Source organism: Paenibacillus sp. F4, from assembly GCF_002894905.1.
Taxonomy (GTDB): Bacteria; Bacillota; Bacilli; order Paenibacillales; family Paenibacillaceae; genus Paenibacillus; species Paenibacillus polymyxa_B.
Genome location: NZ_POVS01000010.1, coordinates 30,947 through 47,820 on the forward strand (window position 1 = coordinate 30,947; position 16,874 = coordinate 47,820).

The 16,874-nt window shown below is 44.8% G+C and carries 16 protein-coding genes; 6 read left to right on the forward strand and 10 right to left on the reverse strand.

Features of this window, described 5'->3' with window-relative positions:
- Window positions 1-62 precede the first annotated feature (62 nt).
- The 3 genes from C1T21_RS11015 to C1T21_RS11025 form a co-directional block, all read right to left on the reverse strand.
- A complete protein-coding gene (locus C1T21_RS11015) occupies window positions 63-1,013 on the reverse strand; it encodes a glycosyltransferase family 2 protein (RefSeq protein ID WP_103048281.1) in 951 nt (316 codons plus the stop codon).
- A gap of 39 nt (window positions 1,014-1,052) precedes the next feature.
- Window positions 1,053-1,994 (reverse strand): glycosyltransferase family 2 protein, encoded by a 942-nt coding sequence (locus C1T21_RS11020; protein ID WP_103048282.1) that lies wholly within the window; start codon window positions 1,992-1,994, stop codon window positions 1,053-1,055.
- Window positions 1,995-2,197: 203 nt separating this feature from the next.
- Window positions 2,198-2,998, reverse strand: a complete 801-nt coding sequence (locus C1T21_RS11025; protein WP_103048283.1) for a DUF1836 domain-containing protein — start codon at window positions 2,996-2,998, stop codon at window positions 2,198-2,200.
- Between the two features lie 224 nt (window positions 2,999-3,222).
- Here C1T21_RS11025 and C1T21_RS11030 point away from each other — a divergent pair, with 224 nt between their 5' ends.
- Together C1T21_RS11030 and bacA are read left to right on the forward strand one after the other, a co-directional pair.
- Complete coding sequence (locus tag C1T21_RS11030; protein ID WP_039273784.1) at window positions 3,223-4,593, forward strand: hemolysin family protein; 1,371 nt, start codon at window positions 3,223-3,225, stop codon at window positions 4,591-4,593.
- Window positions 4,594-4,720: 127 nt separating this feature from the next.
- A complete protein-coding gene (gene bacA, locus C1T21_RS11035) occupies window positions 4,721-5,518 on the forward strand; it encodes an undecaprenyl-diphosphate phosphatase (RefSeq protein ID WP_103048284.1) in 798 nt (265 codons plus the stop codon).
- A 134-nt stretch (window positions 5,519-5,652) separates the two neighbouring features.
- Here the strand turns inward: bacA and C1T21_RS11040 are convergent, their stop codons facing one another.
- From C1T21_RS11040 to C1T21_RS11070, 7 genes are all read right to left on the reverse strand, one after another.
- Window positions 5,653-5,979 carry a thioredoxin family protein gene (locus C1T21_RS11040; protein WP_025721930.1) on the reverse strand — a complete coding sequence of 109 codons (327 nt, stop codon included), beginning with the start codon at window positions 5,977-5,979 and terminating at the stop codon, window positions 5,653-5,655.
- A gap of 147 nt (window positions 5,980-6,126) precedes the next feature.
- Window positions 6,127-7,038, reverse strand: a complete 912-nt coding sequence (locus C1T21_RS11045; protein WP_103048285.1) for an aldo/keto reductase — start codon at window positions 7,036-7,038, stop codon at window positions 6,127-6,129.
- 157 nt (window positions 7,039-7,195) lie between these two features.
- Window positions 7,196-7,939 carry an alpha/beta hydrolase gene (locus C1T21_RS11050; RefSeq protein ID WP_103048286.1) on the reverse strand — a complete coding sequence of 248 codons (744 nt, stop codon included), beginning with the start codon at window positions 7,937-7,939 and terminating at the stop codon, window positions 7,196-7,198.
- Between the two features lie 33 nt (window positions 7,940-7,972).
- Window positions 7,973-8,953, reverse strand: a complete 981-nt coding sequence (locus C1T21_RS11055; RefSeq protein ID WP_103048287.1) for a siderophore ABC transporter substrate-binding protein — start codon at window positions 8,951-8,953, stop codon at window positions 7,973-7,975.
- A 12-nt stretch (window positions 8,954-8,965) separates the two neighbouring features.
- Window positions 8,966-9,724 (reverse strand): iron ABC transporter ATP-binding protein, encoded by a 759-nt coding sequence (locus C1T21_RS11060; RefSeq protein ID WP_103048288.1) that lies wholly within the window; start codon window positions 9,722-9,724, stop codon window positions 8,966-8,968.
- A complete protein-coding gene (locus tag C1T21_RS11065; protein ID WP_103048289.1) occupies window positions 9,718-10,668 on the reverse strand; it encodes an iron chelate uptake ABC transporter family permease subunit in 951 nt (316 codons plus the stop codon). Before C1T21_RS11065 ends, C1T21_RS11060 begins: the two co-directional genes overlap by 7 nt.
- Window positions 10,658-11,611, reverse strand: a complete 954-nt coding sequence (locus C1T21_RS11070) for an ABC transporter permease (RefSeq protein ID WP_103048290.1) — start codon at window positions 11,609-11,611, stop codon at window positions 10,658-10,660. The genes C1T21_RS11065 and C1T21_RS11070 overlap by 11 nt, the downstream gene beginning before the upstream one ends.
- A 330-nt stretch (window positions 11,612-11,941) precedes the next feature.
- Here C1T21_RS11070 and C1T21_RS11075 point away from each other — a divergent pair, with 330 nt between their 5' ends.
- The 4 genes from C1T21_RS11075 (at window position 11,942) to C1T21_RS11090 (ending at window position 16,861) form a co-directional block, all read left to right on the forward strand.
- On the forward strand, window positions 11,942-12,619 hold the full coding sequence (locus C1T21_RS11075) for a response regulator transcription factor (protein WP_103048291.1): 678 nt from the start codon (window positions 11,942-11,944) through the stop codon (window positions 12,617-12,619).
- 1 nt (window position 12,620) lies between these two features.
- Window positions 12,621-13,538, forward strand: coding sequence for a sensor histidine kinase (locus C1T21_RS11080; protein ID WP_103048292.1), 918 nt, complete (start codon window positions 12,621-12,623; stop codon window positions 13,536-13,538).
- 108 nt (window positions 13,539-13,646) lie between these two features.
- On the forward strand, window positions 13,647-14,324 hold the full coding sequence (locus tag C1T21_RS11085; RefSeq protein WP_103048293.1) for an ABC transporter ATP-binding protein: 678 nt from the start codon (window positions 13,647-13,649) through the stop codon (window positions 14,322-14,324).
- A complete protein-coding gene (locus C1T21_RS11090; RefSeq protein ID WP_103048294.1) occupies window positions 14,321-16,861 on the forward strand; it encodes an ABC transporter permease in 2,541 nt (846 codons plus the stop codon). The genes C1T21_RS11085 and C1T21_RS11090 overlap by 4 nt, the downstream gene beginning before the upstream one ends.
- Window positions 16,862-16,874 lie beyond the last annotated feature (13 nt).

Below are 16,874 nucleotides of genomic sequence, written 5' to 3' on the forward strand. Positions count from 1 at the left end.
ACTCCTGTTCCTTATTAAGCCTCTCGTCTCTATGCTCAATCGCGTCTTATGACGCACCTCCATCAGCCTACCGTTTTTTTGGAATTGCGTTCAGGCAACTGCCCGCCAACAGGCTCCTTTGAACTTGAAAAGATCGCTTTCAACGCTCTTCTATAGCCTTGAATGGCAGTATGATTTTTCTTGGGCTTTTCTCTCAAAATCTGATACAACGTCGTCCAGTATAGTGCTGCATAACCAATAGGCCCAGATCCCTCGTCACGCAGCAAATGAATATGATTCATCACCCGCATATAAGTAACCTGCTCCATATTGTCGCGCGAGGACGGCGATTCGTGATGAAGCAGCGTAAGCGCCGGGTTAATGTATAACGGACCGCTTTTCATTGCGATGCGCGAAAGTAATAAATCCTCACCTACGCTATAGCTTTGCAACCAAGGTACCGGCTCCAGACTGCGAATCGCCTCACGGCGAAATGACATATTGCAGCCATGGAAAAACTGGGTTCTAAACGTCTTCTTGGCCTTATGCCAGTTATACATCGAGCCGGACTGACCGCTGAGGGACAACCTCCCTTTGGACAAAGACTGCTGAAATGACAGCAAGCATCGAATCGTTCCCATGAAGCTGTTACTCATTCCCTGTGCAATACCGCCGACACCAGCGGCCTGCGGGTAAGCCTCATAGGTACGCATCAACTCATTCAAGTAGTTGCTCGGCAGCTCAACGTCATCGTCAAGGAACAAAATGATGTCACCCTGCGCAAGTTCAGCTGTCTTTACACGAGATAACCATAATCCCGGCTGCTCCTTACGATGATATCGGTAGGTAATTCCCGCTCTGCCCAACTGACGCTCATAACGTTCCAGCACATGCTTCGGCAGTTCTCCGTCGTCAATAATCCATAGCTCGGTTTCACATGCCTCCGGTGCTCCCCCAATGGCAATTGAATTGATGCATCGGGTCAGATCATCAACCCGATTTCGGGTGCACAGAGCAATGGACAAGCTTAACATCATACTCCCCCTTTATCCTGTCAATGTGTATAAAACGGATTACTGAACCGCCGGGCCTAAATATTCGTTATATTTTTGCTTACGCGGGTTCAGAATGAACAACACCCCCTGCTTGTATCCATCTGCGGCATTAAAATTGCGACGCAGCGTTTCTTTGAGCATCAAGTAGGATAAGGTCCATAAAAGGGCTCCATACTGAATCACTCCAGCCTTTTTCAAGGCAAGAAAATAATAGTGGTTAATCGCTGTTGCCTTGGCTACTTTGCCCGCCTTATCGCGCGAGCTTGGAGATTCATGATGAATGATGGTTAAGTCAGGATTGATAACCAATTTGCCGTAACGGCTCGCCAGCTGGCACATGTACAAATCGTCAGCCACGGCATAACTGGTCATCCACGGATACGGCTTCATGTCCCGAAGCGCATCCCTCCGAAATGACATATTGCAGCCATGGAAAAATTCTGTATCGAAAACCTCAGTTGCTTCGCCCCAACGCAGCAAAGAACCTGCCAGACTACTAGGCGAGAGCTTGCCGAGGGATGAAGACATCTGAAATGTCAAAACGCCCAGCAGCTTTCCTGCCCGGCTCGAATGTAATCCCTTTGCAATCCCTCCAACACCCACAATCGTTTCATTCTGATCATAGGTATCGAGCAAGCGCCGGATATAGAGTTTATCGTCCAGTTCTGCATCATCGTCAAAATACAGCACAATATCATACCGCACAAGGGACAAGGCCTCATAGCGGGATAACCAAACGCCGGGACGACTTTTTTTATAATATTTCAAAACGCTTTGAGGCAATCCGGATACCATGTGACGGTACTGCTCGATCTGTTGGTCAGAAATATCGCCGTCATCAACAATCAGCAGTTCTACAGCCGTATGCTCCAATTGCTGCTGTACTGCAATAGATTGTATACAGCGTGTCAGGTCTTCGATCCGGTTGCGGGTACAAATGATGATGGAGACATCGGACATGCCATTACCTCCTGTGTGTGTATCCAGATGCTTTGGAAGAGATATTCAAAGTTTTTCCAATTGCTGGATTATATATGTTTATTGTATCTTTGACAGCGTTTTAGTGTATATACCTCTTTTGTATACTTTTTCAGTCTCCAAAAGGGTAGACAATCCTCTAAAAAGAGCAAAAAAATAGGATTGGCTTCTGTGCCAATCCTGATTTACCCTTGGAAGTCCAGAAACAACGTCGCATTCACATACCGACGTGCCATGGACAAAAAATAACTATTTTGCACCGCAACTGCTGCCACCAGCAAAGTATTACGCACTGCTTCACACTGGTTAGGGGTCAAATGCTGTAAACGACTGGTGTATTGATCAGCCGCCTGCACCAGCAGCTCCTCTGTCGCACCTTCTTGACGCTGCTGTCCTGTAATGGAATTTCCGTTGTCCTTTGCATAGCCTGCTCCAGCAACATCGAGCATTTGGTCTCCATTCGCATCCAGCTCCTCAAACAAAGTTGAATAGGCGGCGTACAAATCGACCGGCTGAATCAGATCGTCCGTATCATCTTCGGGTTGTTGGAACAGGATATGAAATAGCTGACGAATGGATTCAAAATCAAGACATGATTTTAAATCTTCTACAATGAGCAATATAGCTGCCTGGTTGACCGAGTATTTTTTGCCGATCTTCGGAGCGCCAAGAAATTCCTTGAAGTCGCGTTTAACCCAATTTTGCATTGATGCCAGTGAGACATGGCTGTATTCGACCAGTTGACCCAGGGAAACGATCTCCTGCAGCGAAAAGGCTGCGCTGTGCTTACCCTTGATGATTTTATCTAGCACAGGTGTCACGTCGGTGTATAAAAATGTCGGCATCGTGCTCCCGGAGCGGGCGAGATGGCTATGAGTGCGCCTCCAGGCATCCTGCAGAACGGCCAAAGGCTGCAATTCGCGGCGACCTTCCATGGCCAGCAGCAAATGGGCCATATCACGACGAGTAAGGGTAAAAGACTCCATCTGCTTTCCTCCCTTTATTACATTTCAAGTTCATTTGAACTCATCATACGCCCTTAAACTAGGCTTGTAAAGTGAAGCAATGAGCCGTGCGGGTTCTATTATGCCTTATTTTCCGTGTAAATTGGAGGTAGGTGACCTGCTACGATTCCATATGAACCTTGTATATTTCCTTTTAAGTTCTTAAAATAAGTTCAAGTGAACTTAAAATGGAGTTCCTTAAAAAATTGAACGAAAAAGGGATGAGTGAAAATTATATGGGTATAGGTGTCAGTCTATTTTTGTTTGCGGTGTTGATTTTATTTAGTGCTTTCTTCGTGGCTACCGAGTTTGCGATTATTAAAATCCGTTCCAGCCGGGTCGATCAGCTGGTCGTGGAGAACCGTAAAAACGCACTGGCGCTACAAAAAGTCGTCAATAATCTGGACGGCTACCTGTCCGCCTGTCAGCTTGGTATTACGATTACAGCGTTGGGACTCGGCTGGCTCGGTGAACCGACCGTAGTCAAATTGCTGGAGCCTCTCTTTCAACAGCTCAACATCAATGGGGATTTTTCACATATCCTGGCCTTTATTATTTCATTCGTCATTGTAACTTACCTGCACGTGGTGATCGGTGAACTGGCTCCCAAAACATTGGCGATCCGCAAAGCGGAAGCTGTCAGTCTGTTAACCTCTCCAGTCATCGTGTGGTTTAACCGGATTATGTATCCGTTTATTTGGCTCCTTAACGGCTCGGCCAATCGTCTGGTTCGTCTGTTTGGTCTTCAACCGGCTAGTGAGCATGAAGAAGCGCACTCTCAGGAAGAAATTCAGATCATTTTGTCCGAAAGCGTGGAAAGTGGTAAGATCAATAACACCGAATATGGCTACGTAAATCGTATCTTTGCTTTTGACGAGACCGTTGCCAAGGAAATTATGGTGCCACGTACAGATATGGTATGCTTGTTTACGAATCGCTCGCTACAAGAAAACATGCTGACTATTCACGAAGAGCAGTATACCCGTTTTCCGGTGGCGACAGATAGCAAGGATCAGATCATTGGTATGATTAATACCAAACAGCTCTTCCTAGAGTATGATCGCAATCCCGAGCTTGTTTTCGACAGCCTGATTCAACCGATCTTGACCGTTCCAGAAGTTATCCCCGTCAACACGCTGCTAAAACGTATGCAGAAGGAGCAGGTTCATATCGCTCTCCTGGTCGATGAATACGGTGGAACCTCCGGCCTCATTACCATCGAGGACATTTTGGAGGAGATTGTTGGCGAAATTCGGGACGAATTTGATAAGGATGAACGGAAGGAAATCGAGAAACTGACGGAGAACAGTTATTTGATGGATGGTAAAGTGATGCTTTCCGATCTGAGTGATCTGACTGGCTTGACATTGGACGATGAAGACGTGGATACTGTCGGAGGGTGGGTGTATAGCCGGGTTCCGGAACCTAGACAGGGCAAGGAATTCATAGAAGAAGATGTGAAATTTATCATTCGTGAAATGGGTAAAAATCGTATTCGTCGGGTGGAGATTATTTTACACCACACATCCCCCGCATCTGAATTGGAAGCAGAATCGGACACTTCTTCCCGGGAGTGAACCGTGTGACCTGAGCGTTTATCTTTGCACTTGTGACACTTGCGTTCACTCCTACTGAAATGACATATTTCCAGGGCAAACGACTTAGGCCGTTTGCCCTGCACGCGTGTAAGGAGGAGCTAGTAAAGTGGATATTTTATCTTCTATTATTATGGGAATTATTGAAGGACTGACAGAGTTTTTGCCGGTCTCTTCGACGGGTCACATGATCCTCACGGCTAATCTTCTAGGATTAAACACAGAGAATGATACGGTCAAAACGTTTGAGGTTATCGTGCAATTAGGTGCTGTGCTGGCAGTCGTCGTATTATACTGGCGCAGATTCCTGAGCCTGTTTGATTTCAGACGCAAAATCTCGAGCCAGCCACGTCTAAACCTGTTACATATTATTTTAGCCATGATCCCTGCGGGCCTGATTGGCGTACTGTTCCGTGATGTAATTAAGCAATACCTGTTTGGTCCTGAAACGGTTTTGTACAGTTTGGTGATCGGGGGCCTGCTCATGATCGCGGCTGAGAAATTTCATCCGCCTATTAGATCACATACGCTGGATGAGATCACGTACAAACAAGCATTTACCATCGGTATGTTCCAAGTCCTAGCTCTATGGCCAGGCTTCTCCCGTTCAGGCTCAACCATGTCTGGGGGCCTATTCGCACGTGTAAGCCATACGGCAGCCGCGGAATTTACATTCCTCGTATCTGTTCCGATCATGCTGGGTGCATCGGGTATTGATATGATCAAAAGTATGGATCATCTGTCTATGAGTGATTTTCCAGTGTTCGCAGCCGGCTTTATTACTGCCTTTATCGTCGGAATGCTGGCGATCAAAACATTCCTCGGTCTGCTCAAACGCTTGAGCCTGACTACGTTCGCCATTTACCGCTTCGTGCTGGCGGCTGTGTTCTTTTTCATTATTTTATAAGCCATTGTTTGGTACCCATAACCAATAACTAAAAAGGGATATCCATAGGATCTGAATGATCAGCCTTGGATATCCCTTTTACTATTTTGCAGAAAGGATAGATCGTACTGAACGATCCCTATCATGCGTTCTGATTATTGTTTGGATTCCAGCGTAGTCAAATATTCCGAAATTTGAGCTGGCGTTTTAGCGTATTTGCTGTGCAAATGAGCAATTTTTTCGCCATTACGGAACACGAGCAGACTCGGAATGCCGCGCACTTGATTTTCGTCGGCAATCGGCTGGAATTTCTCTGCATCAAGCGCAAAGAAACGCTTATCCGCGTTTTCCTCAATAATGCCGTCCATAAATTTATCCAGTGTCTTGCAATCCGGACACCAGGTTGTATCAAATTTCACGACAGTCAGACCGTCACCGTTAATTAAATCCTGATATTGCTGCTGAGATTCGATGCGTTCCATTCGTGATCCCTCCTAGAGTGTATTTATAACGTCTCCATATTCACATATGAATTATAAACCGAAGCTTATTCTTATATTGTAATGATTCTTTTATAAATTGCAACTGGGATGGGTACATGTTTGACACTTGTCCTATTATTGCTCGGATTAGCGGTATTGCGCATCATAACGATTGGCTCGGCTGATTTGCTGTAGTGTCTGCCGCTCTTGCCTGGTTAGCGGTGCAATATCCGCCGCAGAAATATTATGCTCCAATTGTCCCAAAGAGCTTGCACCCGGGATCACAGCAGCAACAGTCGGATGTGACAAGCTATAACGAATAGCTGTCTGACCCATACGACGGTCCGCCCCTGCAAATGCCTTTAATTGCTTACGTACGTCCAGTAGTTCTGCTTCATTGTAGTCCAGATATCCCTTGGCTATCTTTCCTTCCCCTTCGTCAGTCAATACACCACTGGCCACAGGCCCACGTGCAATCACGCTAATTCCCCGCTCCTGAAGCAAAGACAGTACCTCTTCTTCTGCACGCCGATCCAGTAAACTATACTGATTCATAACACTAACGATATTCGAGCGTTTGACATATTCACGGATGACATGAGGGCGAATTGAGGAAATACCATAATAACGGATGACGCCCTCCCGCTGTAATTGCTCAAAAGCCTCTATAGTTTCGTCCATCGGATCGTCAATTGTCCCTCCGTGCAGCTGATACAGGTCGATGTAGTCCGTTCCAAGGCGCCGCAGGCTCTCTTTGACGGCAGACAGAATATATTTCTTGGATGGGTCCCATTCCCAGCCCTCCTGCCCCGGTAGACGCCGATTGCCGACCTTGGTCGCCAGGATGACCTCCTGCCGCCGTCCACGGATCGCTGCACCCACAATTTCTTCATTGCGTCCGTGCTGGTACAAATCCGCCGTATCCAACAGGTTTACGCCCCTATCTAGCGCTTCATGAATCAAGTAAACACCTTGCTGCTCCTCCGTACCGACCGACATACATCCCAAACCAATCTCACCTACCAGCAAATCCGATGATCCCAGGCGGTTTTTTTTCATTTATGCTTCCCTCACTTCCAACAACGTATAACTTTAAATTTTTAATATTCCTCTATTATACGAAAAAAATATACAAAAAAAACAACCCCAAAGACATAGAGACTCCACGCTCTCCAATCCCTTGAGGTTGTTGTATGAGATTCGTATTCCATTCATGCTATCCGAACAGCCATTGGACGGCCTTAGGAAATTGACGCTGAAAACAATCCACACGATGCGCCGCATCCTGATCCAACTCAAGAAGCACATCTTTTGCATCCAGTCCCTGTGTCCGCAGCACCTCGTGTGCCTGGAGGGTCAGCGGAACCATATCTTTTTGTACATTCGTCTTCCCTTCACCTTCACGGGTCCCGACAGATATATAAAAGCGCTGTGTCCCATCCCTCACAGTTGCACAAGATGCAGATTGCATATAATCAATCATGCCCGGATACCAATACGAGCCTGAGATGGAACCGATGCGTCCGAAGACATCCTTATACTTGAAGACGGCATACATGGAAATTAAGCCGCCCAATGAGGCGCCGATGATGCCCGTATGCTCCGTTCCAGTATGCACTGGATATCTTGCCTCGACGTACGGCATTACTTTTGTAACCACAAACGCCAGATAGGCATCTCCGCCACCGCCAAAAGCAGGTCTTCCTTCTACTAAAGCAGCTGCCTTCCAAGGCGTATAATCATCCAGTCGATTTACGGGCTGAATACCTACCAGCACCACACGGGGCAGCTCTCCCGTAGAAAAACCTCTTTCCAGCTCATCCAACCCGCTTAGAAATAAAGAGCTGCCATCCTGCACATACAGCACAGGATACAGCTCATTATGATTCACGGAGACGGGAGGTGTATAGACGTGTACAAGGTACCCATCTAATGGAATTTCATCTATATGACCTTTCATCCTACACAGTCCTCCATGATGTGAATATATTCATTACAATGCAGCATCCATTTCCTTGATCATTTCAGATACAGATTCCAGGCCATTACCTGACAGGTACCAGTAGTTAGGATCAAGGTATACAATATGACCGTTTTTAAATGCTTTGGTTTTCTTCACCAGTTCATTCTCCATGGTTTGTTTGCCTGTAACCTGTTCCTTGCCTTCTTCGACCACCACAGCTCCACGGTCAACGACAAAAATATAATCCGGATTTTTTTGCTGTACATATTCAAAAGAAACCTTTTGTCCATGCGTGGATACTTTAATGCCAGGATCTACAGGGGTTACGCCAAAAGCATCATGAATGATACCGAAGCGGGATTGTGAGCCATATGCGCTCAGGCTTCCTTCATTCGTCAGCACGATCAGTCCTTTAGCTTTGCTCGCTACAGCCTTGTCATGTACGGCCTTGATGGAGCTATCAATCGCAGCCAGTTCCTGCTTGGCAGCATCTTCTTTGTTGAAGATTTGACCTAGTGTTTCAACGTTTTTCTTAAAGGAATTGATATAATCCTTGGTGTCTACAGCCATCGAAATGGTCGGTGCAATTTTGCTCAACTCTTTATATGCATCAGCTTGTCTGCCGCCGATGATGATGAGTTCAGGAGACAAATCACTGATTTTCTCGTAATCCGGTTCAAACAGCGTGCCCGCGCTTGCATATTTGGAATCTTTATATTTGCTCAAATACGTAGGAAGATCCTGCTGCGCTACTGCCGCAACGTCAACACCCAGCTTATCCAGCGTATCCAATGAACCAAAATCAAAGACAACGACATTTTTTGGATTAACTTTGACTTGGACCGGGTTTTCATCCAGTGCGTGTTTGACCGAGATAGTTTTGGATTCCGTTGTTGCAGCAGAGGAGCCGTTTCCAGTCGCTTCCGGTGTTGCCGGAGCTGCTTTGCCACAGGCTGACACGATCAGTACCAATGCAAGCATTAGCGTTAAAAACATCATATTTTTCTTCATTTAACATTCCCCCTAAGTGAAATAAACGCAAATTTTATGGTCACCGATCTGTTGAATCGGAATATCCATATCGTACAAATCCTTTAATACCTGACTATCAATCATCTCGTCAGCCGTTCCTTGTTTTAGCAACCTGCCATCCTTCATCCCCACAATATAGTCTGAATAACAGGATGCAAAATTAATATCGTGAAGCACAACCAGAATCGTTTTGCCCAGATCATCCACCAAACCGCGCAACATCTTCATAATCTGAACCGAATGCTTCATATCCAGATTGTTCAGCGGCTCATCCAGCAGGATGTATTCTGTGTCCTGAGCCAAAATCATGGCAATAAAAGCCCGCTGTCGCTGTCCCCCACTGAGCAAATCAATATGCTTGTCTTTCATATCCTCCAGTCCCATGTAAGCCATAGACTGCTCCACCATTTTGCGATCCTCGCTGTTCAATCTGCCCTTGGAATACGGAAAACGGCCGAAGCTAACCAGATCCTTCACGGTTAAGCGGATATTGACATCGTTCGTCTGTTTTAAAATAGATATCTTCCGGGCTAGCTCCTCACTTTTCGTCAGACTCACGGCCTGCCCGTCAATGAGGATTTCTCCCTCATCACTGTCAGTCAGGCGACTGATCATCGACAACAAGGTGCTTTTTCCAGCGCCATTAGGTCCAATAAAGGAGGTAATCGTACCTTTAGGTACAGTGACGGATACCTGATCCACCACATTTTTATTCCCGTAGCGTTTGGATACGTTTTTGATTTCTACCATGATTTATTCTCCCGCAGCAAAAGGTACAGGAAGTACACCCCCCCGATAAAGTTAATAATGACGCTGACCGTTGTCGATAAGTCGAATACTCTTTCTGCCAGCAGTTGGCATCCTGCCAACGCAATGACACTGACGCAGATAGAGGCCGGAATAATATAACGATGCTGATAGGTTTTCATCACCTGATAAGCCACATTGGCCACAATTAACCCTAGAAACGTAATCGGCCCGACAAGCGCTGTAGAAATGGAAATGAGTATGGCTACGATAACCAGCAGTCTTTTAATGATAAAACTATAAGGGAGCCCTAAATTAATCGCATGCTCTCGTCCGAGCGACAGCACGTCCAGATACTTAATGAATCTCCACGCATAAGCAAATACGAGCACAAGAATGAATATAGAAAGCCACAGTAGCTCGGTGTTTACATTACTGAAGCTGGCAAAGCTCTTGTCCTGGATTTTCGCAAATTCGTTCGGATCAATCAGTACCTCCATAAAGGTAGACAGACTGTTGAATAGTGTGCCGAATACCAGACCAATCAGCAAAAGTACATAAATCCCGCGTCCATCTTTGCGGAAAATTAATTTGTATAGCAGTCCTGCGAACAGCACCATCAGCCCCACTGACAGCAAAAAGTTCAATTCTTTGCTGGTCGAAATGAAGGGTACGGAACCAAATGCAAAAATAATCGTCGTCTGAATCAGCATGTACAGTGAATCCAGTCCGATAATACCCGGAGTCAAAATCTTATTATTCGTAACCGTCTGGAAAATAACGGTTGCAAAAGCAATGGAGCCACCTGTCAGAATGAAGGCTGCGATCTTTTTTAATCGTCGTGGCAGCGCGTAATGCCAGGTATGCGGAAGATCTATAAACACGAAAGCAACAATCAACACAAGCGCGACAGCGGCTAATATTCCGATTTTTAATTTAGGATTCATAAGCCCTTCTCCTCAGCAGCAAATACAAGAACAACGCGCTCCCGATCACACCAACCGTAAGCCCTACAGAAATTTCATACGGATAAATGATCACCCGTCCCAAAATGTCGCAAAACAGCACAAAGACGGCGCCCAAGATCGCTGTATGGGCCAGGCTTTTTTTCAGATTATCCCCCATATACATGCTGACTAGATTGGGTACAACCAGCCCTAAAAAGGGAATCGTCCCAACGGTTAAGATGACAACAGAGGATACCAAAGCCACGATCACCAAACCGACATTGACGGTGCGCTTGTAATGTACACCCAAGTTGGCCGCAAAATCCTCACCCATGCCTGCAATTGTGAAACGATTCGCATATATGTACGCCAATGCAACCAAAGGAACACTAAGATATAGCATCTCGTAGCGACCACTCATGATTAGAGAAAAATCCCCCTGCATCCACGAAGAAATGCCCTGGATCAGATTGTATTTGTAAGCAAAAAAGGTCGTTACCGAATTTAAAATGCCTCCAAACATCAAACCGACAAGCGGGATAAATACCGGGTCCTTGAAACGGATTTTATCCAGTATTTTCATGAAAATCAGTGTTCCCCCTAGAGCAAATCCAAAAGCCGTCAGCATCTTCGTCCAAAATCCTGCTGCTCCAAACACCATAATAGCCATCAGCACACCCAATCGTGCCGCATCCATCGTCCCTGCAGTGGTGGGCGATACAAATCGGTTCCGGGTAAGCTGCTGCATAATGAGCCCACAGATACTCATACTCGCCCCTGCGATAATGATACTGATCAATCGTGGGAATCTGCTAATCAGGAGCACCTGCGCCTGATCGTTGGTTAAGTGGAACAAATCAAGTGGAGTTACATCATGAACACCAATAAAAACCGAGGCGAAGGCCAGTACCAGAAAAGCCACTATTAAATAACGCAATTTCATGTTCTAACCAAGGGAGCCTGTTCTCCAACAACCTGTACCAAGCTTCGGCCCTGTCCTCCCCTCTAAGAATGATAATCATTATCAAAAATCAACTAGCATAAATTATATCAGTCAACTCGTATCTGTCAATGTGAGGAGGTTTTAAAGTAGGACAAAAAAGCTGCTGAGAACTTTCTCGACATCCCGCCTAGGCAATCCAAGGAGCAAATAAGAGTAAAATCCGGTAAACTGGAAATGGAGAGTTTGGGAGCCCTTTTTGTATGTTTATGATGAGTAGTTCTGGAAATCGAGTTCAATGACTTTGGTTAGTAAAAAAATAGGAGGAGAATGATGAATCACATATTAATCATCGAGGACGATATCGCCTTGAGTAACGGTATTGTTCTTGCCCTTAAAGAACCTAACAACGTATTTACGCAAACGCATGACATAGCTACTGCAAAAGAACAATTGAATGTTACTGCCTTTGACCTAGTGATTCTTGATGTAAATTTGCCGGATGGAAGTGGACTCGACCTTTTAACCCATATACGTAAAACAAAAGCTTTACCAGTCATTGTTCTGACTGCGAATGATATGGAAACAGATGTCGTCACTGGTTTTGAGCTGGGTGCTGACGACTATATCACCAAACCTTTCAGTCTTATGGTACTGAGAGCAAGAGTTGGTGTTCAGCTAAAAAGAGCTAGGTATCCACTTGCCGATTCCTTTCAGCTTGATGGCTTTTCTTTTTCTTTTAACAAAATGGAATTTTTTAAGAATGATACACTCATTGAATTAAGTAAAACGGAGCAAAAACTGTTGCGTATCCTAGTCGATAATCGAGGCAATACCGTTTCGCGCGATCATTTGATAGATAGCATCTGGACTGATGGAGCTGAATATGTAGGTGAAAATGCCTTGTCGGTTACAGTAAAAAGGCTGCGGGATAAATTGGAGGATTTCCCCTCTTCTCCTCGATACATTAAGACGGTTTATGGTATTGGCTACACATGGGCGGTGAGATAATTTGGCAGCACTTAATTACATATGTATGGGAATTACCATTATTGCTTTATTCGCTTTCGGGACTGCTATTCTTCTATATCGCAAAAACGTACATAAAACCATGAAAACCATTCAGGAAATGATTGATACTGCAATAAATGGAAACTTTTCAGAGCATGTTTTCGACGAGTCCGTTTTATCTGCAGTAGAGACAAAGCTGGCACGGTTTCTTTCCATTTGTACTGTTTCCTCCAAAAATTTACTTGCGGAAAAAAATAAAATAAATGAGCTTATTTCTGATATTTCGCATCAAACGAAAACGCCTGTTGCTAATATCTTGCTGTATTCCCAACTGCTTAGTGAATACGAATTATCGCAGGATGCATTCACTTGTGTGAAAGCTCTCTCTGCACAGGCCGAAAAGCTTAACTTCCTGATCCATGCATTAGTGAAAACTTCGAGGCTTGAAACGGGGATTATCACGGTATCGCCAAGGCGGGAATCTGTTCAAAAGCTCCTTGATGCTGCACTGGAGCAAATTATACCAAAAGCAGAGACCAAAGGGATTTCAGTTGTTATGGAGGACACAGTTATCCATGCTTATTTTGACCTAAAGTGGACGAGTGAAGCTGTCTATAACATTATGGATAACGCCATAAAATATACAGAGACAGGCGGAAACATGAATATAAAAGTAATGGCATACGATTTGTTTTGCCGAATTGATATTATCGACAACGGCATAGGTATTGCAGAAGAAGAACAAGGTAAAATCTTTACCCGCTTCTATCGCTCCCCCACTGTTAACTCGCAAGAGGGTGTAGGTATTGGACTGTTTTTAGCTAGAGAAATCATCGCTGCGGAGGGTGGTTACATCAAAGTACGGTCACGCTACGGCAGTGGCTCTACCTTCTCTATTTTCCTTTCTATGGATACTTAATTCTTTCAACACTGTTAGATTTCAGAAAGATTGTGGAAAGATTAGTGTGTTAATGTCTGTACTGTAGATGACTACGATCCAGACATTTTTTTGTGGAGGAGAACGTATATGGCTCTATTGAAAACTCAGGCATTAAAGAAGCATTACGGTAATGGAGATACTGCTGTTCATGCCTTAGACGGCGTAAATCTGAAGGTGGAAAGTGGAGAATTTGTCGCTATTGTCGGTACATCCGGGAGCGGCAAATCTACCCTTCTGCATATGCTGGGTGGACTTGATCGTCCAACAAGTGGAGACGTTACGATTGACGGCAAAGATATTTTTACATTGAAGGACGAAGAATTGACTATTTTTCGCAGACGAAAGATTGGCTTCGTGTTTCAAAATTACAACCTGGTGCCTGTCTTAAATGTCTACGAAAATATTGTGCTTCCTATTGAACTGGACGGTAAAGAACCGGACAAAGCCCACGTAGATAAAATTGTACATACCTTGGGCCTTCACCACAAAATGAATAATCTGCCAAACAATCTTTCCGGTGGACAACAGCAACGTGTAGCTATTGCCAGAGCACTGGCAGCCAAGCCCGCCATTATCTTGGCAGATGAACCCACTGGAAACCTGGACAGTAAAACCAGTCTGGATGTGATGGGATTGATCAAAGTTTCCAGCCAGCAGTTCCGCCAAACGATAGTGATGATTACTCATAATGAAGAAATCGCGCAGATGGCAGACCGTATCATCCGCATTGAGGACGGTAAAATAGTTGGCGGTGAAGGCAAATGATCAAGGTAAAGAACAAAAAAGTAATCCGCAAGCTGGCAGATAAGAGCTTCAAAGTAAACAAAGCCCGTAACCTCATTGCTATTGTTGCCATAGCACTAACCTCATTGCTATTTACAACACTGTTCACTATGGGGCTTGGCGCTGTGGAAAGCTTACAACGGGCGACCATGCGACAGGCCGGTGGAGATGGTCATGCCATACTTAAATATATAACAGATGACGAATTTAATCATGTCAAGGATCATCCGTTGATCAAGGAAATAGCTTATAACCGTATATTAAGCGATCGAGTTATGAACGATAAATTTCTAAAACGCCATACGGAGTTCTGGTATTACGACGATGTAGGGATGAAGCTTGGTTTTATTAACCTTAAAGAGGGGCGTAAGCCTGCAGCGGAAAATGAAGTAATTGCAGACTCCAAGACGTTGCAGCTATTGGGTGTTCCACTGGAGGTTGGAGCACCTTTGAGGCTAAAGCTTGACATACGGGGTAAAGAAGTACAGCGTGATTTTATCCTATCCGGCTGGTGGAAAAGCGATCCTGTGTTTAATGCAGGACAAATATTGGCCTCCAGATCCTATGTGGATGCTCATGCCAAGGAATTACAAAGCAACTATAAAAAGGATCACTTCTATGCTGGCACCATTAGTGCATATATGATGTTCGACAATAGCTTTGATTTGCGGGGAAAGCTCAGTAAAGTGATTACCGAAAGCGGGTACTCGCTTGACGAAGATGCACCAAACTATATCGTGAATAATGTAAATTGGTCATATATCTCGACCAATTTTAGTATGGATGCGGGAACAATCATGGCACTTACTTCCGCCCTGATACTGATCGTATTTACCGGCTATTTGATCATCTATAACATTTTCCAAATATCGGTGATGCGAGATATTCGTTTTTATGGTCTTTTAAAGACAATCGGCACAAGCGGCAAGCAGATCCGCCGGATCATTCGCAGACAGGCGTTAGTTCTTTCAGTGATAGGAATCCCATTTGGATTAATAGCAGGTTTTTTTGTCGGTAAATCGTTTGTTCCTTTTATTATGAATATGACTGTGTATAACGATACCGAGGTATCGGTATCTCCCAACCCATGGATTTTTATAGGATCGGCTTTGTTCGCGCTCATTACCGTAATGATCAGCACTTTCAAGCCAGGCAGAATTGCGGCAGCTGTTTCGCCAGTTGAGGCAGTAAGATACACAGACGGAAATACCAAGGGTGGCCGTAAGCTGAAAAAATCCACTAAAGGCGCTAAAATGATCCACATGGCTCGCTCCAACTTGGGGCGCAATACAAAGCGTACCGTGTTGGTAGTCATCAGTCTTTCGTTAAGCCTTGTACTTCTTAACACGGCGTTCACCCTGTCTCAGAGCATTGATATGGATAAGTTTGTATCCAAATCCAATGACACTGACTTTCTCATTGCTCATGCTGAATATTTTCATCGTCCCTATTTTAGCGGCCCTAAAAATGAGACCTCCGAGAGTTTTATTCAGGCTGTACAGACACAGCCCGGCTTTGAAGAGGGCGGTCGCTTGTACGGCGGCAGATTAGTGCTTACTGTCGAGAATGGAAAATACACCAATGAGGACGATGAGACTGATTCTCGCGGCAACTTCATTGCGGCAGTATATGGGCTGGAAGATTTACCACTGCACCGGTTGCGATTACTAGACGGTGAGCTTGATTTTGAAAAGCTGGCTTCCGGTAAGTATATATTGGAAGGGGTAGATTTAGATGACCATGACATCCCCTATATGGAAGAAGCTCTATATAAGGTGGGTGAAAAGGTCACGCTTCACAGTTATATGGGAGCAGCAGAAGCTCCGCTGGATAGAGAGTATACTACGCATGCATTCACAGTGCTTGGTCATGTTGCAATTAAATATAGTACCAATTCTGATCGCCGTTCAAGTACGTATAACTTCTATCTTCCGGCGAATATTTACAAGCCGCTTGCGGAGCAGCCTGCTGTGATGAGCTACGCCTTTAATGTATCCCCTGATCAGGAAGAGGCCATGGAGAGCTTTTTAAAAAGTTACACCGAAACTACAGAGCCAGTAATGAACTACACATCCAAATTTACTTCAATGAATGAGTTTTCCGGTATGCAAAACACCATCATGATGATCGGTGGCACGCTCAGTCTGATTATCGGCCTAATTGGTATCCTCAACTTTGTAAACGCAATTCTGACGAGTATATTGACACGGCGTCAGGAGTTTGCCATGCTGCAAAGTATCGGCATGACCAAAAAGCAATTGCGGGGTATGCTGATCTATGAAGGGCTATATTATGTATTCGGGACCGCCCTATTCTCCATTTTATTAGGGATCATATTTTCTATTTCAATTGTGAAACCCCTAAGCAGTATGATGTGGTTTTTGAGCTATCACTTTATAATCTGGCCACTTCTAGCCTCATTGCCTTTACTGTTATTGCTGGGGATACTTATTCCAGTAGCAGTCTATTCTATGAACGACAAACAAAGTATTGTAGAACGACTTCGGGAATCAGAATAGATTTACCGAGAAA

Excerpts from the sequence above, each read along its gene's own strand:
- C1T21_RS11015 (WP_103048281.1), bottom strand. The coding sequence starts at position 1,013 with ATGTTAAGCTTGTCCATTGCTCTGTGCACCCGAAATCGGGTTGATGAT.
- C1T21_RS11020 (WP_103048282.1), bottom strand. The coding sequence starts at position 1,994 with ATGTCCGATGTCTCCATCATCATTTGTACCCGCAACCGGATCGAAGAC.
- C1T21_RS11025 (WP_103048283.1), bottom strand. The coding sequence starts at position 2,998 with ATGGAGTCTTTTACCCTTACTCGTCGTGATATGGCCCATTTGCTGCTG.
- C1T21_RS11040 (WP_025721930.1), bottom strand. The coding sequence starts at position 5,979 with ATGGAACGCATCGAATCTCAGCAGCAATATCAGGATTTAATTAACGGT.
- C1T21_RS11045 (WP_103048285.1), bottom strand. The coding sequence starts at position 7,038 with ATGAAAAAAAACCGCCTGGGATCATCGGATTTGCTGGTAGGTGAGATT.
- C1T21_RS11050 (WP_103048286.1), bottom strand. The coding sequence starts at position 7,939 with ATGAAAGGTCATATAGATGAAATTCCATTAGATGGGTACCTTGTACAC.
- C1T21_RS11055 (WP_103048287.1), bottom strand. The coding sequence starts at position 8,953 with ATGAAGAAAAATATGATGTTTTTAACGCTAATGCTTGCATTGGTACTG.
- C1T21_RS11060 (WP_103048288.1), bottom strand. The coding sequence starts at position 9,724 with ATGGTAGAAATCAAAAACGTATCCAAACGCTACGGGAATAAAAATGTG.
- C1T21_RS11065 (WP_103048289.1), bottom strand. The coding sequence starts at position 10,668 with ATGAATCCTAAATTAAAAATCGGAATATTAGCCGCTGTCGCGCTTGTG.
- C1T21_RS11070 (WP_103048290.1), bottom strand. The coding sequence starts at position 11,611 with ATGAAATTGCGTTATTTAATAGTGGCTTTTCTGGTACTGGCCTTCGCC.
- C1T21_RS11075 (WP_103048291.1), top strand. The coding sequence starts at position 11,942 with ATGAATCACATATTAATCATCGAGGACGATATCGCCTTGAGTAACGGT.
- C1T21_RS11085 (WP_103048293.1), top strand. The coding sequence starts at position 13,647 with ATGGCTCTATTGAAAACTCAGGCATTAAAGAAGCATTACGGTAATGGA.
- C1T21_RS11090 (WP_103048294.1), top strand. The coding sequence starts at position 14,321 with ATGATCAAGGTAAAGAACAAAAAAGTAATCCGCAAGCTGGCAGATAAG.